Source organism: Nitrosococcus halophilus Nc 4 (assembly GCF_000024725.1).
Taxonomy (GTDB): domain Bacteria; phylum Pseudomonadota; class Gammaproteobacteria; order Nitrosococcales; family Nitrosococcaceae; genus Nitrosococcus; species Nitrosococcus halophilus.
Genome location: NC_013960.1, coordinates 2,834,908 through 2,861,576 on the forward strand (window position 1 = coordinate 2,834,908; position 26,669 = coordinate 2,861,576).

Annotated in this window: 19 protein-coding genes; 15 read left to right on the forward strand and 4 right to left on the reverse strand. The window is 51.3% G+C overall.

All coding sequences use genetic code 11. From position 1 onward, the window contains the following. Window positions 1–16 precede the first annotated feature (16 nt). From truB to NHAL_RS13460, 4 genes are all read left to right on the forward strand, one after another. Window positions 17–943, forward strand: a complete 927-nt coding sequence (gene truB / locus NHAL_RS13445) for a tRNA pseudouridine(55) synthase TruB (RefSeq protein WP_013033697.1) — start codon at window positions 17–19, stop codon at window positions 941–943. Window positions 944–1,071: 128 nt separating this feature from the next. Beyond that, complete coding sequence (gene rpsO, locus NHAL_RS13450; RefSeq protein WP_013033698.1) at window positions 1,072–1,341, forward strand: 30S ribosomal protein S15; 270 nt, start codon at window positions 1,072–1,074, stop codon at window positions 1,339–1,341. Between the two features lie 126 nt (window positions 1,342–1,467). Next, a complete protein-coding gene (gene pnp, locus NHAL_RS13455; RefSeq protein WP_041354993.1) occupies window positions 1,468–3,555 on the forward strand; it encodes a polyribonucleotide nucleotidyltransferase in 2,088 nt (695 codons plus the stop codon). A gap of 381 nt (window positions 3,556–3,936) precedes the next feature. Beyond that, the gene (locus NHAL_RS13460; protein WP_013033700.1) at window positions 3,937–6,459 is read left to right on the forward strand and encodes a glycogen/starch/alpha-glucan phosphorylase; all 2,523 of its coding nucleotides are present in this window, start codon (window positions 3,937–3,939) and stop codon (window positions 6,457–6,459) included. A 12-nt stretch (window positions 6,460–6,471) separates the two neighbouring features. On the opposite strand, the gene NHAL_RS13465 is transcribed toward NHAL_RS13460, so the two are convergent. Both NHAL_RS13465 and fabA read right to left on the reverse strand, forming a co-directional pair. Further along, window positions 6,472–8,781, reverse strand: coding sequence for a DUF1631 domain-containing protein (locus tag NHAL_RS13465; RefSeq protein ID WP_013033701.1), 2,310 nt, complete (start codon window positions 8,779–8,781; stop codon window positions 6,472–6,474). A gap of 176 nt (window positions 8,782–8,957) precedes the next feature. Continuing rightward, window positions 8,958–9,473 carry a 3-hydroxyacyl-[acyl-carrier-protein] dehydratase FabA gene (fabA, locus tag NHAL_RS13470; protein ID WP_041355735.1) on the reverse strand — a complete coding sequence of 172 codons (516 nt, stop codon included), beginning with the start codon at window positions 9,471–9,473 and terminating at the stop codon, window positions 8,958–8,960. Window positions 9,474–9,645: 172 nt separating this feature from the next. Between fabA and NHAL_RS13475 the strand changes: the two genes are divergently transcribed. The 5 genes from NHAL_RS13475 to NHAL_RS13495 all read left to right on the forward strand — a co-directional run bounded on the left by NHAL_RS13475 (window position 9,646) and on the right by NHAL_RS13495 (window position 16,676). Next, window positions 9,646–10,455, forward strand: a complete 810-nt coding sequence (locus NHAL_RS13475) for a ferritin-like domain-containing protein (RefSeq protein WP_013033703.1) — start codon at window positions 9,646–9,648, stop codon at window positions 10,453–10,455. A 229-nt stretch (window positions 10,456–10,684) separates the two neighbouring features. Next, window positions 10,685–11,713 (forward strand): pyruvate dehydrogenase (acetyl-transferring) E1 component subunit alpha, encoded by a 1,029-nt coding sequence (gene pdhA / locus NHAL_RS13480; RefSeq protein WP_013033704.1) that lies wholly within the window; start codon window positions 10,685–10,687, stop codon window positions 11,711–11,713. Continuing rightward, the gene (locus NHAL_RS13485) at window positions 11,706–12,686 is read left to right on the forward strand and encodes an alpha-ketoacid dehydrogenase subunit beta (RefSeq protein WP_013033705.1); all 981 of its coding nucleotides are present in this window, start codon (window positions 11,706–11,708) and stop codon (window positions 12,684–12,686) included. Before pdhA ends, NHAL_RS13485 begins: the two co-directional genes overlap by 8 nt. A gap of 26 nt (window positions 12,687–12,712) precedes the next feature. Beyond that, on the forward strand, window positions 12,713–15,406 hold the full coding sequence (locus NHAL_RS13490) for an FAD-dependent oxidoreductase (RefSeq protein WP_013033706.1): 2,694 nt from the start codon (window positions 12,713–12,715) through the stop codon (window positions 15,404–15,406). Window positions 15,407–15,458: 52 nt separating this feature from the next. Then, a complete protein-coding gene (locus NHAL_RS13495; protein ID WP_013033707.1) occupies window positions 15,459–16,676 on the forward strand; it encodes an argininosuccinate synthase in 1,218 nt (405 codons plus the stop codon). Between the two features lie 14 nt (window positions 16,677–16,690). On the opposite strand, the gene NHAL_RS13500 is transcribed toward NHAL_RS13495, so the two are convergent. Then, on the reverse strand, window positions 16,691–17,518 hold the full coding sequence (locus NHAL_RS13500; protein ID WP_238985356.1) for a secretin N-terminal domain-containing protein: 828 nt from the start codon (window positions 17,516–17,518) through the stop codon (window positions 16,691–16,693). A 43-nt stretch (window positions 17,519–17,561) separates the two neighbouring features. Then, window positions 17,562–18,929: an adenylosuccinate lyase gene (gene purB, locus NHAL_RS13505; protein WP_013033709.1), complete on the reverse strand. Its 1,368-nt coding sequence runs from the start codon at window positions 18,927–18,929 to the stop codon at window positions 17,562–17,564. Window positions 18,930–19,152: 223 nt separating this feature from the next. Here purB and NHAL_RS13510 point away from each other — a divergent pair, with 223 nt between their 5' ends. From NHAL_RS13510 to NHAL_RS13535, 6 genes are all read left to right on the forward strand, one after another. Continuing rightward, window positions 19,153–20,103, forward strand: coding sequence for a hypothetical protein (locus NHAL_RS13510; protein WP_013033710.1), 951 nt, complete (start codon window positions 19,153–19,155; stop codon window positions 20,101–20,103). Window positions 20,104–20,486: 383 nt separating this feature from the next. Continuing rightward, window positions 20,487–23,039, forward strand: a complete 2,553-nt coding sequence (gene acnB, locus NHAL_RS13515) for a bifunctional aconitate hydratase 2/2-methylisocitrate dehydratase (RefSeq protein WP_013033711.1) — start codon at window positions 20,487–20,489, stop codon at window positions 23,037–23,039. Window positions 23,040–23,331: 292 nt separating this feature from the next. Beyond that, entirely contained in the window at window positions 23,332–24,219 is an 888-nt protein-coding gene (locus NHAL_RS21645; RefSeq protein WP_013033712.1) for an HNH endonuclease, read from the forward strand. A 203-nt stretch (window positions 24,220–24,422) separates the two neighbouring features. Beyond that, window positions 24,423–25,097: a type 1 glutamine amidotransferase domain-containing protein gene (locus NHAL_RS13525; protein WP_013033713.1), complete on the forward strand. Its 675-nt coding sequence runs from the start codon at window positions 24,423–24,425 to the stop codon at window positions 25,095–25,097. Window positions 25,098–25,368: 271 nt separating this feature from the next. Further along, entirely contained in the window at window positions 25,369–25,761 is a 393-nt protein-coding gene (locus tag NHAL_RS13530; protein ID WP_013033714.1) for a DUF4398 domain-containing protein, read from the forward strand. A gap of 25 nt (window positions 25,762–25,786) precedes the next feature. Beyond that, window positions 25,787–26,647, forward strand: a complete 861-nt coding sequence (locus tag NHAL_RS13535; protein ID WP_013033715.1) for an OmpA family protein — start codon at window positions 25,787–25,789, stop codon at window positions 26,645–26,647. The last annotated feature ends 22 nt before the right edge of the window (window positions 26,648–26,669 follow it).

A 26,669-nucleotide genomic window follows, 5' to 3' on the forward strand; every position in this document is an offset into this window, starting at 1 on the left:
GGAATATACACTGGATATGAGGAAGCGACGCCGATTTCAAGGGCAAAATGTCCATGGCCTGTTCCTGCTGGATAAGCCAGTGGGTATTACCTCCAATAGTGCTTTGCAACGAGTCAAGCGAATCTATCAAGCCCGTAAGGCAGGGCATACCGGTAGCCTAGATCCCCTTGCAAGTGGGTTATTGCCGATTTGTTTGGGGGAAGCGACGAAGCTATCGGGATTTTTACTAGAAGCTGATAAACGTTATCAGGTGACATGTCGCCTAGGGGTAGTAACGACCACCGGGGATGCGGACGGTGAGATTATAGAAACTCATCCAGTCAAGGAGCTAGATACGAAAGAGGCGGCAAAAGTTTTAGCCAGTTTTGCTGGTCCCCAGGAGCAGGTGCCTCCCATGTATTCGGCAATTAAACGCCAGGGTCAGCCACTTTATAAGCTTGCTCGCCAAGGCATTGAGGTAGAGCGTGAACCCCGCCGGATAACTATCCACGCCATTGAATTGACAGCATTGGCCAACGAGCAACTCAGTTTTGAGGTTTTTTGTTCTAAGGGGACTTATATCCGCACCTTAGCTGAGGATATTGGCCGAGCACTTGGATGCGGTGCCCATGTTACGGCGTTGCGCCGTACCCAAGTGGGTTGTTTCAATGCCCCAGGAATGACCTCCCTGGAGCATCTAGAAATGCTGGCCAAGACAGATGCTGAGCAGCTCAGCGCACTGTTGCTGCCTCTGGAACAAGTCCTCTCTGATTGGCCTGCGGTAGACTTAATTGCTGATTTGGCTTATTACCTGCGGCAAGGACAATCAGTACGGGTTCCAAAGGCCCCCCATAAAGGTTGGGTTCGCCTGATAGAGCGCGACAAGGGGTTTTTTGGAGTCGGGCAGATTATGGAAGATGGTCGTATTGCTCCACGCCGCCTAGTGTTCACCCAGAGCGGCTGATCCCCCATGATCAGAGGCTTATTACAGACGACTTATTATTGTTGGGAGATCTCTTTTATTAGTAAAATTTAAAGTTGATTAGCCAAACAGTTGGCATTAGCTAAAAGCCGAAATCGAGGAATGAAAATATGCCCTTAAGCAGTGAAAAAAAATCGCAAGTTATTAGGGAGTATCAGTGCTCCGTTAACGATACCGGTTCGCCGGAGGTGCAGGTGGCCTTGTTATCCCAGCGCATCGATCAACTCTCTGGTCATTTCAAACAGCACACCCATGACCACCACTCACGCCAAGGGTTGTTGCGGGCGGTGGGCCAACGCCGTAAGCTGTTGGACTATCTGAAGAAAAAAGATCTAGATCGTTATCGTGAACTGATTAGCAGACTTGGGCTACGTCGCTAGCTGTCGTAGTTTTCACGCTATCAGAACCGAAATATCGCCGCCGCAGTTGCGCCACTGCTCTGTAGATGAGGCCACTCGGTGGTTGGCTGTCCCCCTTCCCTAGCTATCCAGTGTAAGGAAATAAATGTGACCCCCATTAGAAAGGTAATCGAATACGGTGATCGCTCCTTAGTTCTTGAGACCGGTTGTATTGCGCGGCAGGCCACAGGGGCTGTTGTAGTCCATTATGGTGAAACAGCTGTACTGGTGACGGCAGTAGGAGTGAAAGAAGCGATCGAGGGTCGTGATTTCTTTCCGCTGACGGTTAATTACCAGGAAAGGACCTATGCTGCCGGCAAAATTCCGGGAGGGTTTTTTAAGCGTGAGGGAAGGCCTACCGAGAAGGAAACGCTAACTTCTCGACTGATTGACCGCCCGCTGCGGCCCTTATTTCCGAAGGGCTTCACCAATGAGGTTCAAGTCATTGCGACTGTCATTTCCTCAGATGGTGAGAACGATCCAGACATTCCTTCTCTCATTGGTGCTTCTGCTGCCTTAGCACTCTCTGGAATTCCCTTTACCACGCCGATTGCAGCAGCTCGAGTGGGGTATATCGATGGTCGATATGTACTCAATCCAACCTTGAGCCAAATGGAAAAATCCGCTCTTGATTTGGTGGTCGCAGGAACGGAAAAGGCGGTGTTGATGGTCGAGTCGGAGGCTCGAGAGCTGCCCGAGGAAATTATGCTGGGATCCGTCATCTTTGGTCACCAAGAAATGCAAGCGGTGATCCAGGCCATTCGAGAATTAGCGGAGGAAGCTGGAAAAGCTCCCTGGGATTGGTCGACTCCGGTGGAAGATGAAGACTTGATGTCAGCTGTCTGGGATTGTGGAGAGGCCCGCTTGCAAGAGGCTTACCAAGTGCGCTCGAAACAAGATCGCCAAGCCTCCTTGGCCGAGGCGCGTAGTTTTATCGTCGAGCGCTTGGTGCCGGAAGAAGATCCCCAATGGAGCAAAGAGCAGGTATTGGAGGCCGTCAGTGCCTTAGAAAAGCGTTTAGTGCGGGAGCAAATTCTGGCTGGAGGGGAGCGTATCGACGGTCGCGATACCAAGTCAGTCCGGCCTATTAATATTATGACAGGATTGCTACCTCGAGCCCATGGTTCAGCTCTGTTTACCCGGGGTGAGACCCAGTCTTTAGTGGCGACGACCTTGGGGACTGAACGTGATGCCCAAGTGATTGATGCCATAGAGGGGGAACGTCGCGAGCGTTTTATGCTGCATTATAATTTCCCTCCCTATTGTGTTGGCGAAACAGGTTTTGTGGGAGCCCCTAAGCGTCGTGAAATCGGCCATGGACGCTTAGCTAAGCGTAGTTTAAATGCGGTGGTGCCCGATGAAGAAAGTTTTCCTTATGTTATTCGAGTGGTTTCTGAGATTACGGAATCCAATGGTTCTAGTTCCATGGCGACGGTGTGTGGTACCAGCCTCTCCCTAATGGATGCAGGGGTTCCCATTACTGAGCCAGTTGCAGGCATCGCTATGGGACTTATCAAAGAAAGGGATCAGTTTGCTGTCTTGAGTGATATTCTCGGCGATGAAGATCATCTAGGGGATATGGATTTTAAGGTGGCCGGTACCGGGAAAGGAGTCACCGCCTTGCAAATGGATATCAAAATTGACGGCATTACCGAGGAAATCATGCGCACCGCCTTGTCTCAGGCCCGTGAAGGCCGTCTCCATATTCTTCAGAAAATGAATGAGGTCATCTCTGCGCCACGTCAGGAGATGTCCGAATATGCTCCGCGCATGATTGTATTCAAAATTAATCCAGAAAAGATCCGTGATGTGATCGGTAAGGGGGGAGCGACTATCCGGGCACTTACCGAGGAAACCGGTACCACCATTGACATTACGGACGATGGAACGGTGAAAATTTTCTCCTCTGATAAGGCCGATGGCCAAGAGGCCCGGCGTCGAGTGGAGGAGATTGTCTCCGATGTGGAAGTAGGCAAGATCTATGAGGGCCGAGTTTCTCGACTGATGGATTTTGGAGCCTTTGTCACTATTCTGCCTGGCAAAGACGGTTTGCTCCATATTTCCCAGATTTCGGACGAGCGAGTGAAAAACGTGAGCGATAAATTGTCTGAAGGGGACATTATTCGTGTTAAGGTCTTAGAAGTCGATAAGCAAGGCCGGGTTCGTTTGAGCATCAAAGCAATTGGAAACGAATAGCCTTGAGGCGCGCCCTCCTTGGCGCGCCCCCTGTGGGCATCCTCCGAATATCCCGATTTGCTTCCGGCAAATCAGTGAATATACTTCTTTTCCAGTAATGTCTAAGCACCTATGAATAAAATATGGGGATGTTTAGGAGCGAGGGGGTAGTGCTTTGCAAACCCGTTTTTCCTCCCTGAAAAAAGGGTTTGTGGGGACATCCCTGTCCCCTGGCTCCACACCACCCCCTCGCTCTAATACCTCAAAGCTTTTGTCGAGGAACTTATATTGCGGGTTGGTGGCCAAACTCTTTAGTTGTTGGATGCCTGGTTTTTAGACAACAGAAAGGGGAGCGGCTGCCGGAGTTAATTTTCTCTTTTAGTATCATGAGGGCAATACGCCATGCCAACTCGGTACGTATGCAACATAATACCCCCATCCAAGCTTACAGAATTACCCCCACTCAGCATGGATAGGGAAGGTTTAGCCAATGATTACAAGGGCTATTTTGGCCGCTTTCTGGGACGTGACGAAAGCTGCGTATCGAAACACTACCTGTATTTTGCTCTAGCGCTCACAATCCGCGACCGATTGATGGAGCGCTGGAAAAGCACTAATCGTGCCTATGATGAGAGCAACTGTTCCCGCACCTACTATCTTTCCATGGAGTACCTGTTAGGGCGTTGCTTAGGTAATGCCATGCTTAATTTAGGTCTTGAGGATGAGATGAATGGGGCCTTGGAAAAGTATGGCCTAAATTTAGAGGAATTGGCAGAGTTAGAGCATGATGCTGGCCTCGGCAATGGGGGGTTGGGACGCCTGGCGGCTTGCTTCTTGGATAGCTGTGCTACTTTGCAGCTTCCCGTCATAGGCTATGGTTTGCGCTATGAGTACGGGATGTTCCGTCAGGAATTTAACAATGGCTATCAAGTAGAAGAACCCGACCATTGGCTCCGGGATGGCAACCCCTGGGAATTAGAAAGACCGGAATACACCCAAAGAATCAAATTTGGTGGGCGCACTGAACACGTGGATGACGGCCATGGAGGCTGGCGTGTGCGTTGGGTTGACAGCCATGATGTTCTGGCTGTGCCCTATGATATTCCTATTCCAGGTTATCACAATGGCACGGTCAATACTTTGCGGTTGTGGAAAGCTGAAGCTACGGATGTGTTTGATCTAGGCGAATTCAACGCGGGGAGATATCCAGAATCTGTCGCGGCAAAGAATGCTGCCGAAAATATCACCATGGTGCTTTATCCTAACGATGCGATGGAACTGGGTAAGGAAACACGCCTGCGCCAGCAATATTTCCTGACTTCAGCAAGTCTGCAAGATATTCTTCGCGATTGGGTGCGGCGTTATGGCGAGGATTTTAGCCAGTTTGCCGAGAAAAATCGTTTTCAACTTAACGATACCCATCCTACTAGCGTGGTGCCGGAGTTGATGCGCTTGCTGATGGATGAGCATGGATTAGGCTGGGACAAGGCTTGGGAAATTACCAGTCACACCGTGGCCTATACTAATCATACCCTATTGCCGGAAGCTTTGGAGAAATGGCCGGTGAGCATGTTTGGCTCACTGCTACCCCGCCTTTTGGAAATTATTTATGAAATTAATGCGCGTTTTTTAATTGAAGTCGCCCGTTGTTGGCCAGGAGATACCGACCGGCAAGCGCGGATGTCTATCATAGAGGAGGGAGAGAACCCACAGGTGCGCATGGCCCACCTTGCCATCGTTGCTAGTTTCTCAGTTAATGGGGTGGCTGCTTTGCATACCCGTTTGCTAAAACATGGGCTATTTCATGATTTTTATCAACTTTGGCCACAGAAATTTAATAATAAGACTAACGGAGTGACCCCACGCCGTTGGTTGGCCAAATGCAATCCGGATTTAGCCCATCTCATTACTGAGACCATTGGTGATGGGTGGACCACCGATTTAAGCCAACTGCGACGTCTTTCTCTCCATGCGGAAAATCCAGAGTTTCGAGCCCGGTGGCGCAGTATTAAACATGTAAACAAGAAACGGTTGCTGGCACTTAAGGCACAGCATGGCATCCAGATCGACACTCATTTTTTATTCGATGTGCAAGTGAAGCGTATCCATGAATACAAGCGGCAGCTGCTGAATGTCTTGCATATTATTCACCTCTACGACCGGATCAAGCGGGGCGATATGGAGGGATGGGTTCCTCGTTGTGTCTTGATTAGTGGAAAGGCCGCGCCGGGTTACTGGATGGCGAAATTAATTATTAAATTAATTAATAATGTTGCTGATGTAGTCAACCATGATCCGAAAGCAGACGAGGCCCTTAAAGTCTTCTTTCTCCCCAACTATGGGGTCTCAGCGATGGAAATTATTTGCCCCGGTGCCGATCTCTCAGAGCAAATTTCTACCGCCGGCAAGGAAGCCTCCGGGACCGGTAATATGAAGTTTATGATGAATGGCGCTATCACCATTGGAACTTTAGATGGTGCTAATATCGAAATTCTTGAGGAGGTGGGAAACGAGAATTTCTTTTTATTCGGGCTAAAAGCGGAAGAGGTAGAAGCAGCGCGCCATCATTATGATCCTAATGCTATTATTGCAGGTGATGAAGAGCTGCAACGGGTAATGCACCTGCTGGAATGTGGCCATTTTAATCAGTTCGAGCCGGGAATCTTTGACCCTATCCTACATTCATTGCGTAGTCCCCATGATCCATGGCTGACAATCGCTGATTTTCGGAGCTATATCGATACGCAACGTCGAGTTGCGGAAGCCTACCGGGATCAAGAACATTGGACTCGCATGGCTATCCTCAACACTGCAGCAAGTGGTCGGTTTTCTACCGATCGGACCATCAAGGAATATAATGCTGATATTTGGAAGCTGGAGCAGATTCCAGCTTATTTAGCGGGCAGCACTCAGTCGAGCCCGTAAACTAAGGTCTCCTTATAGCAAATTATCGTGCATTTGACGCAGACTTTCTAAAACAGATTCCAAGGCACGGTCTAAGATAAGATCATCAGCCAGGATTTTGACACGACCCTGGCTCATCCCTTCTACAAGAGCGGAAGGTGAGTGTTCCGATACCTTGATACCTGCACGGTTCACAAAAACGTAGTTGCCACCTCCGGCAATTCGGATGGAGAGCTTAGCACGGTGTTTTTGTCCTTCGGCATTTGTAAACAAGAACCAGCTTCCAAGAGGTGCGGACTCTAGTTTTTGTAAGTATTGATCTTTTTCAGGGGAGGGGGGGAGTGTCCGCTGACTAGAATGAGGTTTAGACTGATTTTCAGCAGATGCGGTTGGCTTTGATTGGTGCGCACCGGGGATGAGCTGCTCGGATTTTTCTACTGCGGCTGCCTGTTTCTTGAGATCCTGGGAGCCGTGGTTAGATGAGGCCCGGATACAGTTAATATGGCAGCTTTCTAGGGTTTTGAAAAATCGTAGGGTATCCATCGGATTGCACTGAACTTGATTAAAGCCCTGGCGCAGTTCCTGTAATAAACCCGGTATAGTCGTTAGAAGTTTTTTTCTTTCTTCCTCTGTGCGTTTAGGAACTAATGTCCAAACTAGTTTATCAAGGGTAGCGATAGTTTGCTGCCAGTCGTGGCTGGTGGGCCCTTCCCTGAGATAAGCGAGAAGCGGAATTTTAGACCAAACTTGATGGAGTAAAGCCGTCATCGCTTCAGGTAGTCTATTCTCTTGGGCACGAGTCTCTATCTCTTTTTGTATTTGGGCACGGGCTTCAGCAACTCGAGACTTTCCTTCCTCGGCTTGTCGAGTTCGTTCTTCAATAATATTTACCTTAGTTTGTTCTGTGCTAAGGAATGTGCTGAACTCCTTTTGAAGCTCTACAAAAATTGAAATATCGTCATTGAATTCATTGAGGATGCGGTTAACGATATGCTGCATTTGGGTATAGAGTTCTTGCTGGGTTAGGGGGTCATCTTCATTCCAGCCTGTCCCTGCCCTTGCTAGGTCATTTAATAGTATTCGTGCCGGATGTTGCTTTTTGCTAAAGAAGGTTTTGTCCAGGATACCGACCTTGAGCATTGGAATCTGAAGTCGGCCAATCAGTGCTTTAATGGTATCGGGTATTCCTTGGTCATCAAGAATGAAATCGAACAACATACCGATAATATCGATGACATTGTCTTCGCTACGGCCAATGTTTGCTGGCTTTTCTTCAGGGGAAGACTGCTGAAAAACGCCAACAAGTTGTTGTTTGAGAGAATCTTTTTCAAGATGAGAAATTTTCTCTAGGGTTACGCCTTCTTCCTTTTTGGCATTGTTTTGGATGGCGGATAAAGCGTTCACTAATTTTTCCGCACTCCAAACCGGCTTGGATTCCTGTAGGGATTCCTCAAGTACCGATGGGGTGGTGTGCTGCATGCCTTTTAAGGGGGCGGAAGCATTCAGCAACTGTTGCATTAATTGAAATAAATCAGCGGAATCCATATCTGGATTCACTGATGAGGTGAGAGGGGAATCCTGGCTAGGGTTATTAGCCGGAGGGGCGTTGTCTGTTGATTCCGCTCTCTGGTTTCGATGGTGGAACCAAGGGGTTTGACCGAATTCCGCTAGTACATTGGCATCTATGAGAAGGCGATTCAGCTTTTCACAGAGCTCGCCAACATCACTCATCAGATGCTTATCAAAGAGCTTATAAATAATGAGTTTGTTTTCAACAGATAGCTCCAGATCTCGAGCAGCTTTATCAAATGCATTGGCGATGATTTCAGGGTCGACGGGATTGGCTTGATAGTCGATTTTAGTCAGGCCAATGAGGAAAGCGAGACGAGTTTCTAGCTGAGATAAGGGAAGGGAGAAACGGGTTCGCGCCCTAGCGACCATGCTGCTAAGGGCCAAGGTTTCTTCTAGTTGGCTATCCTCTACCAGCGAGAGTCCATCATGAACGGTGGGGGGAGGCCCTATGGGTTCTGCTGGCGGAGAATAATAGGGTTGCTCGAGCAGTTTATTAAAGCGGTGACTGATATCATTAAGAAAGGCGCGTTCGATAACTGTGCGTTCCATGCGCACTAGGCGCATGTCGTCTAGGTAAGTGGATTGTTCGCTATTATTTGCCGCCTTTTCGGCGCGCTTGAAAAGGGTATCATCAATCGCTCCGAAGGTATCGTCGATAAGAAGCTTAAACTGCTCAAGACTCTGGGAGCAAAGCCGATCAACAATTTGCTGAGTTGGAAGTTGTGCTTGCTTATTGGCCCCTTGGGGCAAATAATGGACGTTTGTCGCCATCGTGGATACCTGCAGTGGAAGTCAGTAAATCTTGTGGCCTCAATTGGTACTGACTTTTATAGCTCTGTACTACAGGAGATGGCGTGTCATGCATCACAGAATGTAAATTGCGCGATGGGACCGTGATAATGTTCAAACTTATTAGCTATTTTTTGACAACTTCATAGGAAAAAATATCAAAATGTCTCCGTTGAGATGAACAGGCCAACCCGAAGATCTTTGGCCAAGTAAATTTCACGGCCATCTACCGCCATCATGCCATCGGCGATACCCATAACCAATTTGCGCATAATAACGCGTTTGAGATCAATGCGGTAGGTAACCAGCTTGTTTTTAGGGGTGACTTGGCCGGTGAATTTGACTTCCCCCGAGCCTAATGCACGGCCGTGACCAGGACCGCCTCGCCAGGCAAGGTAGAAGCCTAAGAGCTGCCACATTGCATCCAAGCCTAAACAGCCTGGCATAACGGGGTCGCCAGGGAAATGGCAATCAAAAAACCACAGGTCAGGTTTGATTTCCATTTCAGCGGTAATTTCTCCCTTGCCAAAAGCACCTCCCTCATCGCTAATGTGAGTAATGCGATCAAACATTAGCATAGGGGGCATAGGCAGTTGAGCATTCCCGGGGCCGAACATCTCACCGCGACCACATCGCAAGAGATCTTCATAGCTAAAAGCACTGGGTCGTGTCATCATTTTTGTCGCTAGTGATACAAAGATTTAGTAGATTCCCGCAAACACCTTAATAGCTGAGGATAAAACCGTAATCTAGTAGTGCGGCGGGTAGGCTAAAAGAAATGATACTCTCTCTTAAGAAGAGAAGCGAGTTAAAGTGGCGGTATGGTGTAGGGTAAAAGTGGATACCATGTCTCTGGTATGGGAAAAGTTATCTCTTGGTGATGCGGCTTTGCATTGCCTCAAGGTTTGCGATCCGGAAGAAAAAGTTAAAGTGACTTGCGATGTGGCACAGCTTTGGAAAGCTGGGTGCCTGGGAGTGGGCTCTACAAGCAGTAGCTTGCCTGATATCCCCGGCCGGCCGCTACGCCCCCCTTTAGTGGCCCCGCGGGAATTGCCCCGTCGCAAGCTCACCTCAGTGGCGGGGCGCGCGGCGTTGATTCATGCCATTACCCATATTGAATTTAATGCGATTAATTTGGCGTGGGATGCGGTTTGCCGCTTTAACCATTTACCCAGGGCGTTTTATGACGACTGGGTGCAGGTAGCTTTGGAAGAGGCCTATCATTTTTGTTTACTACAGGAGCATTTGCATTCCTTGGGCTATGAGTATGGGGATTTTCCAGCCCATGATGGGCTTTGGGAGATGGCCCAAAAGACTGCCCATGATCCCCTTGTACGTATGGCCCTCGTTCCTAGAGTATTAGAGGCTCGGGGGTTGGATGTCACCCCTGGCATGATGGAACGATTGCGGCAAGTGGGTGATTTACGGGCAACATTCATCCTTGAAATTATCTTGCGCGATGAGGTAGGCCATGTGGCAGTGGGTTCCCAGTGGTTTCGTTACCTCTGCAAGCTTCGTAAACTTGACTCCGAGAAAACCTTTCAAAATTTGATTAACGGCTATTTCAAGGGCGAAACTCGTGGACCCTTATATCGTGAAGCGCGGTTACAAGCGGGGTTTTCTGAAGCAGAGCTTGCCATGCTAGAAGCAAGTTAAAGGGAAGATTATGCCCTCATAGAGGAGAAATAATGCGAGTATTTCTGCCATTTTCACCGCAGAAGCTTTCCCATTTTCAGGAGGGCAAGAGGGGGCGTCTAGCTCGAAAAAGTGGCAATAACTTGACCCGTTAACATAAAAAAAGCGATCATATGCAGCTTTGTCAGCGGACTGGCTGCCCAATTCTTAAGAAAATTTTTCCAGATTGCGGACTATACGCAGAGGGGACATGAGTAAGATTGATCGTAAACGGTTGCTGCGGGAGATGGTTTTCTTCCGGCGCTTCGAGGACCGCACGTTTGAGGCCTACATGGAGCGTAAGATTGGTGGTTTTCTGCATCTCTATTCGGGACAGGAGGCGGTGGCAACGGGAGTACTTGAAGTCATCCAAGCGGAGCGCGGGATAGGCTTTGATTATGTCATCACGGGTTACCGGGATCATATCCACGCCATCAAAACGGGAGCTCGTGCGCGGGAGGTGATGGCCGAGCTATATGGCAAAGAAACGGGGAGTTCCAAAGGTCGAGGAGGGTCAATGCATATCTTTGATCCTAGTGTGCATTTCATGGGGGGCTATGCCTTGGTGGGGCAACCATTCCCCCTTGCCGCAGGGTTGGCTTTGGCTTGTAAGCACCAGAAGGAAGGGCGAATCGCCGTTTGTTTTCTTGGAGATGGTGCCAACAACCAAGGCACTTTCCATGAAACCATGAACATGGCCGCCCTATGGAAATTGCCGGTATTGTTTGTGTGTGAAAATAACCTCTACGCCATTGGTACCGCTATCCAGCGATCAACGCCGATAATTGATCAATACAAGCGCCTTGCTGCTTATAACATCCCGGCGAGTCAGCATTATGGCCAGGATATCGAAGTGGTTATGGAAGCGACCCAATCCGCTGTAGACCATGTGCGTAGCGGTGCCGGGCCTTATTTCCTAGAATTGTTGACCTACCGTTACCGGGGTCACTCGATGTCGGATGCCGGGGCCTACCGCAGTAAGGAAGAGGTGGCGGAGTGGATGCAACAGGACCCCATTCAGATCCTCGCTCAGCGGTTAATTGAGGCGGGCGAGTTAACGGAGGAGGAATTTAAGGCGATGGAGCAGGCGGTTCAGGATGAAATCGATAACGACATTGTCAAGTTTGCGGAAGAAAGCCCTGAACCGAAAGTAGAAGAGTTGACGAAGTATGTTTTGGAAGATAACCCCGATCCCCGTTGGATCGGGCCGCTAGAGGCACAAGGAGGGGGGCATGGCTGAGCTGGCTTACTGGGAGGCGTTGCGTCGCGCCCACGATGAAGAACTGGCTAATGATCCTATGGTCATTGCCATGGGGGAGGATATTGGAGTGGCGGGGGGTACCTACAAGGTTACCCTTGGTCTCTACGACAAATATGGGGAGGAGCGGATTGTCGATACCCCGATTTCCGAGAACTCCTATACTGGCATTGGGATTGGGGCCTCGATGGCGGGAATGCGTCCCATTATTGAGATCATGTCCATTAATTTTGCTTTGCTGGCGCTGGATACCCTCATCAATGCGGCTGCCAAGATCCGCTATATGTCCGGGGGCCGGGCCCAGTGCCCCATTGTGATGCGGACCCCCGGCGGAACGGCCCACCAGCTTGCGGCTCAACATTCGGCGCGGTTGGCTAGGTTGTTTATGGGGACGCCGGGTCTGCGAGTGGTCACGCCCAGCACTCCCTTGGATGCCTACGGCATGCTTAAATCTGCGGTGCGCTGTAATGATCCGGTGATCTTCATTGAGCACGAGAGTATGTATAACCTCAAAGGGGAAGTGCCCGATGAGGAGGTTTTTCGGCCCTTGGAAGGTGCGGAGGTCATTCGCGAAGGAACAGACATTACTCTGATTGGTTACAACTATAGTGTGCATTGGTGCCTGTCTGCAGCGGATAAGCTAGCTCAGGAAGGCATTAGTGCCGAAGTGATCGATTTACGTTCCCTGAAGCCCATCGACCGGGAAACCATTCGCCGTTCCATAGAAAAAACCCACCGGGTTCTGGTGGCTGAGGAAGATGAAGCCCCAGTGGGCGTGGGCAGTGAAGTAATTACCGGAATTATTGAAGACTGTTTCTTTGCTTTGGATGCCCAGCCGGTACGGGTGCATGCAGCGGATGTCCCGGTACCTTATAACTATAACCTGGAGAAGTCGGCGATTCCTGATGCCAAAGACGTCTACCAGGGGGCTCTCAAAGTATTGGGAAAGGTTTAGCAACAAGATAACTAGGTTTGGATTTTATGGCTGAGCCCTATGTCATCAAGATGCCTCAACTCTCGGATACCATGACCGAGGGGGTGCTGGTTTCTTGGGAAAAAGAGATTGGTGAATTTATCGAGCGTGGTACGGTGGTGGCTACAGTGGAAACCGATAAGGCCATCATGGATGTGGAAGTGTTCCGCGAAGGTTACCTTTCTGGACCTCAGTTGCCTGTAGATGGGGTCGCGGCAGTGGGCGAGCCTATTGCTTACCTGGTAGCGGAGGCTGAGCAAGTTGAAAAAACTGAGGCCAGCGCTAGTCCCCAGCCAGCGCCTGAAGCGGAGGAGAGACCTAAGTTTGAGCCTGCCGGCACTTCAAAGCCTAAGACCAAGATCCCGGCCATGCCAGGAGGGGCAACTCCAGCACCGCACCCCAGTCATACCCGCGCTACTCCTTACGCCAGGCAGCTCGCTGGCGCTCATGCTATTGACCTTGCGGGAATGAAAGGCAGTGGTCCGGATGGGGTGATCGTCGCGGCCGATGTGGTCAGTGGGCAGGGGGCAAGGGGAATGACCCGCCGGATTTTCGAGGTTCCGGGCACGGGGCGCCCTATGGACAGCATGGAAAAGGCGATTGCCCATAATATGGAGTACTCCCTTTCTATGCCCCTGTTTCGGGCAACGGTCTATGTGGATCCCTCCCGCCTGGTGGCAGCAGCTAAGGAACAGGGCAGCTCGGTGACCGTAGCCCTGGCCAAAGCGGCGGCTTTAGCGGTTGAGGAACACCCTAAGATCAATAGCGTTTATCAGCACGAGGACCGCATTCTGGAGCGGGAACAGGTCGATGTGGGGTTAGCAGTAGCCACAGAGGGTATGGGCTTGGTGGTGCCGGTATTGCGGGATACCTCTAATCGTAATCTTGCCGAACTCAGCGCTAGCTGGGCGGATCTGGTGGAGCGGGCACGGATTAAACGGTTAAAGCCGGAAGAATACTCCAATCCAACCTTTGTGATTTCCAATATGGGAATGCTGGGGGTAGCCTATTTTGACGCCATCCCCTCACCGGGGACTTCCGCCATTTTAGCGATTGCTACGACCGGCTCTCAGGGGATGCCGGTGACCATCACTGCCGACCATCGGATTGTCAATGGCGCTGATGCCGCTCGGTTTTTAAACACCTTTAAGGAGCGGGTGGAGTCCCCAGAAACCTGGATCAGCGGGGGGAGTGCTTCCCCCTCGACGGCCAAGGAAGCTTTGCCTTTGGAGGGAGACTGGGATTACGATGTGGTGGTGATTGGAGGGGGACCTGGTGGGGAGGACTGTGCTCGAGAATTGGCTGAGCACGGTATTAAAGTGGCCCTAATTAATGATTCCCCTTTCCCTGGTGGAGAGTGTTTGTGGCGTGGTTGCATCCCTTCTAAGACCTGGCGTGCAGCCGCCGATCGCATTCGTGACCGGGCCCACGATTCCCATTTGGGGGTAGGCGGCACCACGCCTGCTGCGTTGAACTGGAAAGCGCTTGAGGCAACTCGCCGCCATGTGCTCCAGTCCCGGGGCGAGATGGCCTTGAAGACCGATAAGGGGATGAAAATCAAATTCATCCAGGGGCATGCCCGTTTTGCTGATGAACATCACCTGGTGGTGGATACCAGCGGCAACAGTGAAGACCCTTTTGCCCGCACCCAGCCTACTCAGCCAGATTCCCAAGGGCAAAGGATAAGTTTTGCGGGAGCGGTGATTGCCACCGGCGCACCGCCTTTTATCCCTCCTATTCCCGGCGCTCAAGAAGGTGTGCAGGCCGGTGGGGTATTAACCTCTGATACGGTCTGGGGACTAGAGCGTGTCCCTGAGCGCTTGGCCGTCATTGGCGGCGGTGCCATTGGCGTGGAAATGGCCCAAATTTTCCAGGATTTTGGAACCGAAGTCCTATTGCTGGAGGCCCAGGAGCGATTGCTGGCTGAGGTCGAGCCGGAGGTTGGTAAGTTATTAGCGGAAATCCTCAATGCCGATCCCCGGCTTACCGTGCAGAGCTCCGCCAAGGTCCAGGCCATCAGTGGTCAGCCGGGAGCGATGCAGGTGGCCTTTGATGATTCAGAGGGCACCAGCCACCGTCTGGAAGTGGACTATGTTCTTATGGCCACCGGGAAACGGCCTAACTTGGAACCCTTGGCCCTGGACCAAGCGGGTGTGGCCATAGCAAACGGCGTGATTCAAGTGGATGCCCAATGCACTACCTCTAAATCCCATATCTTTGCGGTGGGGGATGTCATTGGGGGGTTGATGCTGGCCCATACCGCGGGGCAACAAGGGCGGGTGGCGGCGGCCACCATTTTAGGCGAGCCCCATGCCTATGAATTGGAGAAGGATTGCGGGGTGATTTTTACCCGTCCCCAAGCGGCTTTCGTGGGCCTGTCAGTGGCCCAGGCCAAGGAAAGGGGAGTGGATGCGGCGGAAGTGAAAATGCCTATCCGCATTGATGCCAAAGCGATGATCAATAATGAAACTGAAGGCCTCATCAAGATTGTGGCGGATAAGGCCAGTCACCGGATTATTGGAGTCCATTTCTTGGCGGATCACGCTGATACCTTGATTGGGGAAGCGGTCATGATGGTGACGGGGAAGATGACCTTGGAGCAAGTCGCCCGCGCTATTCATCCTCATCCGACCCAGACCGAGTTGTTTGGGGAAATGGCCCGGCGATTACTTTCGCGCTTGCGCCGCACCCAACGGCGATAGTAGCGAAACCTCACTTTTTATTAGACATTTTTGTTTTAGCGTAGAGGACTCCATGTCAACGATTAAAAAAGTCGTGTTGGCTTATTCAGGAGGGCTAGATACCTCCGTGATTTTGAAGTGGCTACGGGAGACCTATGGCTGTGAAGTGGTGACCTTCACCGCGGATATCGGTCAGGGGGAGGAAGTGGCGCCCGCGCGTGCTAAAGCAGAGGCGCTAGGGGTCAAGGAGATCTACGTTGAGGAACTGTGCGAGGAATTTGCCCGGGATTATGTGTTCCCCATGTTTCGGGCCAACACCCTCTATGAGGGAGAGTACTTGCTCGGAACGTCCATTGCTCGCCCCCTCATTGCCAAGCGTTTGGCGGAGATTGCCAGCGAAACCAGCGCGGATGCCATCGCCCATGGTGCCACCGGTAAAGGAAATGACCAGGTACGCTTTGAATTGGGTGCCTATGCCTTGCGCCCTGATATCCAAGTTATCGCCCCCTGGCGGGAGTGGGATCTCACTTCACGGGAGAAGTTGCTGACTTATGCGGAGACCCATGACATTCCGGTAGAAGGCAAGCGGGGGACCCGCTCTCCTTACTCCATGGATGCCAATCTGCTGCACATTTCCTATGAAGGGGGCCCTCTGGAAGATCCCTGGTTCGAGCCTGAGGAAGCCATGTGGCGCTGGACCGTTTCCCCCGAAGCAGCTCCTAATGAACCCACTTACTTGGAGTTGGATTACCGTTGTGGCGATATCGTGGCCATTAATGGTGAGGTCCTAAGCCCTGCCAAAGTACTGGAGATGCTCAATCGCCTTGGCGGGGAGAATGGAATTGGCCGCCTGGATTTGGTGGAGAACCGTTATGTGGGGATGAAATCCCGTGGTTGTTATGAGACCCCGGGGGGGACGATCATGCTCAAAGCCCACCGGGCGATGGAGTCGTTGACTTTAGACCGGGAAGTGGCTCATCTGAAGGATGAGCTGATGCCCCGTTATGCCAGCCTCATTTACAATGGTTACTGGTGGTCTCCAGAGCGATCCTTGCTGCAGCAGCTTATTGATGCTTCTCAAGCCACGGTTAACGGCACCGTCCGCCTCAAGCTATATAAGGGCAATGTTACGGTAGTCGGTCGTCAATCGAAGACTGACAGCCTCTTTGCCCCTGAGATTGCCACCTTTGAGGAAGATGCTGGCGCCTACAACCAGCAGGATGCAGAAGGTTTTATTAAGCTCAACGCGCTTCGCTTGCGCATCGACGCCCTAAAAAAGCTGTCTCTTTAAACAAAGAGGGATATTTATTGCGCCTTATCCACGCGGATAAAAATATGGCGTAGCTCCTCTGTGCGGCTGTGGGTTCCGTAGACGGTTCCGATCCCTTGTTGTTGGCGGGTTCCATCAGCGCCGCCCAATTCAAACCACTGCCCGAAGGGGATCGAGACTTGGGTGACTAATGTTTGCATCCCAATGCGGCCCCCGCCCTGCCCGCTGAGGTTGGCTTGATAGGGTCGAATTTCCAGGGTGACTCTGTTCCCATTGGTGCGAGGAAGCACTTCAAATCCGCTGACCACATCTCGATAACGGATTGAGTTTTGAGTGAGTAGCCGCCCCCCTTGGAGTAGCCAGACCCTATCGGCTAGGGGAATGGATTGGCCCGTTTGTAGCAAGGCGGCTTGTCCTTCCAATATCCGCACCTGCTGGGTGTCACTTCTTTGATCCCGGGTCCCCGTTCCCGCTATGCGAGCCCTGGATTGGTTAGACTGAGGTATCTCAATGTGGGCGCGAAAGCGAGCCGCCTCGCGGGTGCTTAACTGCTTGACGGTGATCAACAGTTGCTGCAAGGGCCTATCCACTTGGGCTAGGATAGTTTTGAGTTGTTCCAGATTCTCCTGAGTGGTGCGGACAATAATAAGATTGTTGTCCGCTTGGATGGCGGCACCCTCGGCTAGAAAAGGGCGTAACGTGGGGAGCACCTCCTCTGGTATTCGATGCTTTAAGGGGAGGATGGCAAGCTCTTCACTCTGACTCCAAGAGGGAAGGGCATTAAGAAGCAGTCCTAGAAGCAACCCAGAGAGGATTTTTTTCAGGGGGCTAAACAGGCCCTTTTCCATAAAGCCGATGGTCACCTCCTCGTGAAAGCCAATACTTAGAGTCCTTCAAGTTGGGCTCTTACACTTCTTTTGCCTGCTGCCTCGCATGGCCCGTATAGGTTTGCGGGGTCAGCGCCAACAGTTGCTGTTTAGCTTCTATCGGCAAGTCCAAGCTTTCGATAAATGCCCGGAGACTGTCCCGGTCAATATGCTGCCCTCGGGTAAAGGCCTTGAGCTTCTCATAGGGCTGCGGGATTCCGTAACGGCGCATCACGGTTTGGACGGCCTCCGAGAGTATTTCCCAACTGGCTTCCAAATCGCTATTCATCCGTCCCTCATCAGCTTCTAATTTGCCGATTCCTTTAAGGGCGGAATGATAGGCAATCAAGGAGTGGGCAAATCCGACCCCTAGATTTCGCAGCACGGTGGAATCGGATAGATCCCGCTGCCAGCGGGAGATAGGCAGTTTCCCGGCCAAGTGCTCAAAAAGGGCATTTCCTATCCCCAGGTTGCCCTCGGCATTCTCAAAGTCGATGGGGTTGACTTTGTGAGGCATGGTAGAAGAGCCGACTTCCCCTTCCACTGTCTTTTGTCGAAAGTACCCTAGAGCAATATAACCCCAGATATCCCGACAAAAATCCAGGAGCACCGAATTAAAGCGCACCATGGCCTGAAAGAGTTCAGCCATATAGTCATGGGGTTCAATCTGGGTGGTGTATTTATTCCAACGCAGGCCCAATTGGGTAACGAAGGCATGGGCTATAAAGGGCCAGTCAATGTTCGGGTAAGCGGCTAGATGGGCATTGTAATTGCCGACGGCCCCGTTCATTTTGCCATAAAGGAGAACTTTTTCCGTATGGTGGCGTTGTCTCTCCAGGCGATGGACGAAATTGGCCATTTCCTTCCCTAAGGTGGTTGGAGAAGCGGGTTGGCCATGGGTGCGAGAGATCATGGGGATATGCTGATAGCGATGGGCCAGGGTTCGGATGGCGGCGATCAGCGCTTCCATTTGGGGAAGGAGCACCTTTTCCCGGGCATCCTTCAGCATGAGGGCATAGGCCATATTGTTGATGTCTTCAGAGGTGCAAGCAAAATGAATAAACTCACCGACTGACTCTAGTTCCGAGTGGCCCTTCACTTTTTCTTTTAAGAAATACTCCACCGCTTTGACATCGTGATTGGTAGTGGCTTCGATATCCTTGATACGTTGAGCATCTTCTTCTGAAAAATTGTCCATAATGGCAATCAGGAAGGTTTCGGCTTCATCGCTTAGCTGGGGAACTTCAGGGATATCAGGGCAGGCGCTTAATAGCTGCAACCACCGTATTTCCACCACTACCCGGTAGCGCAGCAATCCGTATTCGCTGAAAATTGGGCGAAGGGTGTCCACTTTACTGGCGTAACGGCCATCAATGGGAGAAAGAGCGGTTAGCGATGAATAATCCATGGGACTTTTACATTAAGAAGACAAAAAAACATTATAACCTAGCCGAGGAAAGATTAAGCCTAGCTTTACCACCATCGTCCAAAGAAGTATTTAAACTTTCAGCTCTCTCGGTCGATTATTCTCACAGCATAGTGTCTGCAAATGGTTCGAACTGCATGAGAGGCTTGTGAACAAAAATAGCTCCTATTGTCTGTCAGCGCACGGATTTGAGCACAGAGATCTTATGGTGCTGCGATCTTTGCTGGAACTTGTGAATTCGCGGACCCGCCAAAGTTGGTCCCTCGTAGAAGGGGAGCGGGCGAATGTGGTGCTGTTTGACGTGGATACCGAAGCCGGCCGGTCAGCCTGGAATGCTAATCAAGGCCTAACACGAGAATCAATACGGGTATGGTGCTCGCGACAGGGTCCCACGGAAGCCGTCAAATATTACCTAAAAAAACCTTACCGGTATCAATACTTGGTTGATTTATTGACGACAGTGAGAGGATCAGAACCAGAATCACGAAAAATAGCCCCGGCCTCTGCCGTTACTAAAAATAAGTTCGGGAGAAGGCTCATTGACACGGTTTTTAATCCTGCGGACCATTTTCTTGGTCTGCTTCTTTCGGTAATCGAAGAAAAACAGCCGGTACAATTTCAGTACCAGGATAGTTTGCCCTTATACGTCGAACCCAAAGATTGGGAATATTTCCACCAAGATAGCGAGGCATGTTTGCGCAGACTTTGCGGAAGCATATCGTCTCATATCACGGTTGAAGTGATCACCAAAGAATTGCTGACCCAACAGATCACCTCAGAAAGTATGGAGGGGCGCTCCCTGCAGAGTCTCCTTTGGCTAGCCGCCCTCGAAGGGTCTGCGGGACGGCCGCTACCGGATTGGGGGGAGGAGGACCTGCTCAAGCTAAAGCAGTGGCCTAACCTGGGTGTGCTCCGGCATAGCTTGGATGAAATGCGGTTAGCTGCTTTTATGACCAAGCAGGCGGCTAATCTGGCCACGATTGTCGCTGATACAGGTGTTTCCAAGAAGAAGGCAGTGAATTTTATCAATGCTTGCTCTGTGGTGGGGTTCTTGGAAACCAATATAGAAATTGAAAGCGCTCCAGAATTGGTGACCGCAGGTCAAAAGCAAGGCGGGATTTATGGTTTTATGCGCCGTTTAAGGGGCAATAGTTAGGTTTACGGACAGCTTCTTCTTCCCTCTTTGCCCCCTTATCGAAAGTCTTTCCAGTTCGGTTAGCCCCTTTTTTAAAAGCGCAACACTATGATTTGCAGGGGATTCTGCTCAAGCCAAAACGGATTCGCCGGATATTTACTTCCAGTGAGCCGGAATCTTCCCCGCCTGAGTTTTAATATCAAACGTTCTATACCCCGTGTGTTCGCCGGTATTTCCCTAGGGATAGCTCCTATCCAAATATAACTCCAAAAGGACTGAGGCTGATTGAGCCACCCATTCACCCTTCAAGCCCCCGGATGGCTGCAAAGAGCATCTACAACCGCATAAAATTATAAATAAGGTAAAATTACCAACAAGATCTTCAACAGTAAAAGGTGAAAAAAGTGCTTACAGCTTATCGTAAACATGTCGCCGAACGGGAATCAGAAGGGTTACCACCGTTGCCGTTAAATGCTACGCAAGTTGCGGAGTTAGTAGAACTTTTGAAAAATCCGCCCCAAGGCGAGGAAGACTTTTTGAAGGAACTTTTAGTGCAGCGGGTACCACCAGGAGTGGATCAAGCTGCTTACGTCAAGGCCGGATTTCTGGCGGCTGTAGCCAAAGGTGAAACCGCCTGCCCTCTTATCGACCGGGTTCAGGCCACAGAGCTGCTCGGCACCATGTTGGGGGGCTACAATATCGAGCCGCTGATTGACCTTCTGGAGGATGAAGCCACCGCGGCGGTGGCTGCTAAGGCGTTGGCGAATACGCTTTTGGTCTATGACCACTATCATGATGTGTTGGAAAAAGCAAAGAGCAATGAATACGCCAAGCAGGTCGTGGACTCCTGGGCTGAGGCCGAATGGTTTACGCGTCGTCCTGGACTGGCAGAGGAGATCAAGGTAGTCGTCTTTAAGGTTCCTGGTGAGACCAATACCGATGACCTTTCACCTGCCCAGGAAGCCTGGAGCCGCCCGGATATTCCCCTCCATGCCAAAGCAATGTTAGTCAACAAGATGCCTGAGGCATTATCAGTCATTGCCGATTTGAAAGCTCAGGGGCTCCCCCTGGCCTTTGTTGGTGACGTGGTGGGCACTGGTTCCTCCCGTAAGTCCGCCATCAACTCTATCCTTTGGCACATGGGCCAAGAGATTCCCTTCGTGCCCAATAAACGCCAAGGCAGCGTGATCTTGGGAGGCAAGATTGCCCCGATCTTTTTCAACACCGCTGAAGATTCCGGTGCTCTACCTATTGAGTGTGACGTGAGTGGCCTCAACACCGGTGATATTATTCGAATTCGCCCCTTTGAGGGAGTCATTCTCAGTGAGGCGGGCGAAGAACTTTCCCGCTTTAAACTTCGTCCCAGCACCTTGCCCGATGAAGTCCGTGCCGGTGGCCGGATTCCCCTAATCATTGGGCGTGGCTTAACCGATAAAACCCGGGAGGCGCTGGGACTGGAGCCTTCTTCTTGGTTTATCCGGCCAGTGGCGCCTACCGATAGTGAGAAAGGCTATACCCTGGCCCAGAAAATGGTGGGCCGGGCTTGTGGGGTTGAGGGGGTGCGCCCAGGCACCTATTGTGAGCCCAAAATGACCACCGTGGGTTCCCAAGATACCACCGGCGCCATGACCCGGGATGAACTCAAGGAGTTGGCTTGCCTGGGGTTTTCCGCCGATCTAGTGATGCAAAGCTTCTGTCACACTGCCGCCTATCCCAAACCGGTGGATGTGACCCTGCAACACGAATTGCCGGATTTTATGGCCACCCGCGGGGGGGTCACGCTGCGTCCCGGTGACGGCATCATCCACTCCTGGCTCAATCGGATGATTCTTCCGGATACGGTGGGTACCGGTGGGGATTCCCATACCCGTTTTCCCATTGGGATTAGTTTTCCCGCCGGCTCCGGCCTAGTGGCTTTTGCCGCTGCCCTGGGGGTGATGCCCCTGGATATGCCAGAGTCGGTTTTAGTCCGTTTCAAAGGGGAAATTCAGCCGGGGATCACCTTGCGGGATCTGGTCCATGCCATCCCCTATGTGGCTATCCAACGGGGCTTGCTGACGGTGGCTAAAGCAGGCAAAAAAAATGTCTTTAGTGGCCGGGTCTTAGAAATCGAGGGGTTGCCGAAACTTAAAGTGGAGCAGGCTTTTGAATTTGCCGATGCCTCAGCGGAGCGTTCCGCCAATGGTTGCACCGTGAAGCTGGACAAAGAGCCTATTATTGAGTTTCTGAAATCCAATATCACCCTGCTGAATTGGATGATTGCCCAGGGCTATGAAGACCAGCGCACTCTCGCCAGGCGTATCGCTGCCATGGAAGACTGGCTTAAGAATCCAACCCTATTGGAGGCGGATGCGGATGCCGAGTATGCGGAAGTTATTGAGATTGACATGAATGAAATTACCGAGCCGCTGTTGGCTTGCCCTAACGATCCCGATGATGTTCGGCCCCTGTCGGCGGTGGCAGGCGATGAAGTGGATGAAGTGTTCATTGGTTCCTGTATGACCAACATTGGCCACTACCGGGCGGCAGGCAAGATCCTGGAGGATTCGGGCCGAATTCCTTCCCGCCTTTGGATCGCCCCCCCCACCAAAATGGATGCCCACCAATTGATGGAAGAGGGCTACTACAGTATTTTCGGCAAGGCCGGCGCCCGTACCGAAATGCCCGGTTGCTCCTTGTGCATGGGCAACCAGGCCCGGGTGATGGACGGCGCCACCGTGGTGTCCACCTCGACTCGTAATTTCCCCAACCGGATGGGTCGAGATGCCAATGTGTATTTGGCCTCGGCGGAAGTGGCGGCGGTGACTTCCATTTTAGGGCGTTTGCCCACAGTGAAAGAATATCTGGCCCAGGTGAAAAGTCTCAAACCTGTGGCGGCTGATATTTACCGCTATCTCAATTTTAACGAGATGGAGGAATATCAGCAGGCAATCGAGCAAACCGCTTCAGTGGATTAAAGGCGTTTTTATGGCCTTGTTAGGGAGGAATTAAATCTATTTCTCAGACTAAATGAGAATGAAAGGGTCAGGCGTGGTGGGGATAAACAATGCGCCGAGGAGTTAAATGCCCGGCTGCCTCCCCCCATTTTCTGTGAAACCTATCTTTCGTGGTTGTAAGTGGTTATAAAAGGTTGCTTTGGATTATTGATAATTCCCTGAATTATCTCTTGCGAATGTATCGAGGAATTTGGGCTAGAGAGATATAGAACTAAAACAATAAAGGTGAAAGTAAACTGTACCATAGAGTCCTATGAGCATTTTAGATTGGAGAACGGAAGTGCGGCGATGGTTACATCCTCGCCGAAATATAACACCAGAGTTAACAAATAGCGTTGTCGCATTTTTTGAATGCGCCTTTGAAAATACCCGTTGCCTGGATCGCGCTTGGTTTGGTGTACATCCGTCAGGAATTAGCCTTGTTGTTGGGGGGATTTACCTTGCAGCGATCCAGCGTTCAGGAGTAGATCAGGGTGTCTGGTTGTTGGTCGATCAAGAGCTACCAAAAATTGATGGCGTCGAATATCAACCGGTAAAATCTACTCAAAGGTCGGAGCAGCCGCTGGTTTGGCTCCATTCTGTGTCGCTGAATCCTGTCCCACACTTGATTGGAGTTACCTTCCTATGGGAGTCATTTGCTCAGGCGTCAGAGAAAATTCTTCGATTTCCCATCGCAAGCGATCGTGATACGGTGCAGAAGCGGCGTAAAAAAATCCGGTTAAGCGAGTTGATGAGGGAATCCGTAATCCTTTACCCTGATGAAGAGGAAGAAAGTAGGGTTTTTCGAGAAGGCTTAAGAAAGACTGTTACTGTAAATGCATATGAGCGTGATCAAAAGGCGCGAGATTTATGTATTCAGCACTACGGCGCGAGATGCTTTGTATGCGATTTTTCATTCGGTGAAGCTTACGGTGAATTTGCGGAAGGCTTTATTCATGTACACCATCTTCGTCCGCTTTCGGAAATTGGTGAAGAATATACCGTTGACCCGGTAAAGGATCTTCGTCCAGTTTGCCCAAACTGCCATGCGGTAATTCATTTACATAGACCTGCGTTTAGTATCGAGGAGGTTCGGGCGGCATTGGCTGAGCGATGTTCGCCTAATGCATATACGAGCCTCCGTTCTATCAAAAGGAAATAAGATCAAAACATTACTTCGGTGTTCGGTATGAACCAGGTAAGGTGAGCATCACCTCCTGCCCGTGACCCAAAAATTATTCGATAATTTGCGGGCTGTCCTCTATAGTCCATAAACAGCCCAACAACCCAACATACGTTCAACCGCTCACGGGCCTGCTAGAGCAGGGGGTATTTCTGTGAGGCCTACAGTCACAGGGGGACAATATGTCGCAACATAAATCGATTCTCATGGTCGTCACGAGCCACGATGCTATCGATAGAGAACATCCCACGGGCTTATGGTTTGAGGAGTTCTCGGTGCCCTATACCCTATTTCGCAATCAAGGTTATGCCATCACGGTTGCCAGTCCCAAGGGTGGAGACGCGCCTATCGATCCGCGCAGTCTGGAAGAATACGAAGCCACTGCGGCTAATGAGGCGGCCCGGGCGGCGCTTAAAGGGACCCGCAGGTTAGACTCAAACCTGCGGGTCGCTGATTTCGACGCCGCCTTCTTCTGCGGTGGTCATGGGACTATGTTTGATTTGCCGGATAACGCTGATGTGCAGCGGTGGGTGGCAGAGTTCGTGCAGGCCGATAAGGTACTGGCATCGGTCTGTCACGGTCCAGCGTGCTTGGTGGGTGCATCCCTGGGGGACGGCACACCGGTGGTAAAGGGGCGTAAGGTGACGTCCTTTACCGACCAGGAAGAGCGGGCTGTGGAGCTCGACCGACACATGCCGTTTCTTCTGGAGAGTCGGCTGCGTGAGTTGGGGGCGGAGTTTCTGCCTGCAGCGAACTGGCAGGATAACGTGGTGGTGGACGGCAACCTGGTCACGGGCCAAAACCCACAGTCCAGTGCCAACGCGGCCCGGGCGGTGATACGGCTGCTTTCGGCATGATCTTGCCATGGCGGATAGGCTAAGCTGCCTGCCCCATTGGGCGCCGGCTGTTGGTAGTAGGCAAGGTAGGGTCTGATGGAAGTACGTCTCCGGGTGGTGCTGCAAAATGCTTCCTGGCGATAAACTTCACTTGAAATATCCCTATATTTCAACTTCTCTCTCTTTAGTGGGCAGTGTGAGCTATCCTTTATTTATGAGTTATTTATATCACATCGCTTCACGGAAAGGCGGTGGATGAGGATGACTTACACTGACTAGAGGAGAACAAGCGATGCTCCTACCACAAACAAGCTCAATAAAGTTACTAGGTATCTTGGTGGCTACAACGGGTTTAGGGGGGCTGAGCAGTTGCGCAAGCATACCGCCACCCCGTGGAGAAGTTGCAGAGGCAACGTTTGCTGTAAGCGAAGCCCAAGAGGCAGAGGCTTCCCAGTATGCCCCCGCAGAGCTGCGCAGTGCCCGTAAAAAGCTCAAGGCGGCTGAAAGTGCAATGGCGGAGGAGGACTATGAGAAGGCACGCCGCCTTGCCGAGCAGGCTCTTGTGGATGCCCAACTTGCGGAGGCTAAAGCCCAGGCAGAGATTCAACGCCAAGGTGTGGAAGAACTGCGCAAGAGCATTGAAATTCTGCGCCGTGAATTAAACAAGCGTAGCGGCAGTTCTTGATTGGTGATGGGCAGGAGGTAAGAGGATGATGATCTCTTTTTCCAAGAGCTGGTTAAACAAGGGCGTATTCGTGCTAAGCCTCTCTTTAGGGCTTTTAATTGCCGCCTGTGCTCCCCCTACAAAGCCAGTTGATCTGGAACGTGCGGAGGCCGCTGTTGAGCAGGTGCAAACTGACCCCAATGTTACTCAATATGTTCCAGTAAGATTAGATGAAGCCAAGGAGGCTTTACAGCGGGCCCAGGTAGCTTGGGAGAAGGATGAGAGCACAGAAGAAGTAGAACATCTTGCCTATTTAGCGCAGCGGCGCGCTGCCATTGCGGAAGTGGCGGCGGCAGAGAAAGCCGCTCAGGCTGAGATCAAGAACCTCGGTCAGGAGCGCCAGCAGATGCTAATGGAGGTGCGCGAGCTTGAGGCAAGGCAGGCTAGGGAGCAAGCCAAGATGGCGGAAGCTCGGACGCGGGAACTTGAACAGAGACTTGCTGAACTTGATGCTGAGAAGACCAAGCGCGGATACGTGCTTACCCTGGGGGATATTTTATTTGAGGTCGACCGCGCCGAATTAACCCCTGGGGGGATGCAAAATTTGTTTCGCCTGGTGACTTTCTTGAAAGAGTATCCGGACCGGGAAGTGGTAATTGAGGGTCATACGGATAGTACCGGTTCGGCGGTTTATAATCAGGAGCTTTCGCAACGGCGTGCCGATTCAGTTTATAAATTTCTCATGAACAATGGGATTTCGCCAGAGCGCATCGTGGCCCGTGGTTATGGTGAGGCTTATCCTGTGGCGCCTAATGATACGGCGGCGGGTCGCCAGCGAAATCGCCGTGTGGAAATTGTGATTCTCGGTGCTGGGGAACGGGCCAAAGAGTACCAGCGCCCTGGTTGAGCACTGGCTCTGTTATTGGCAT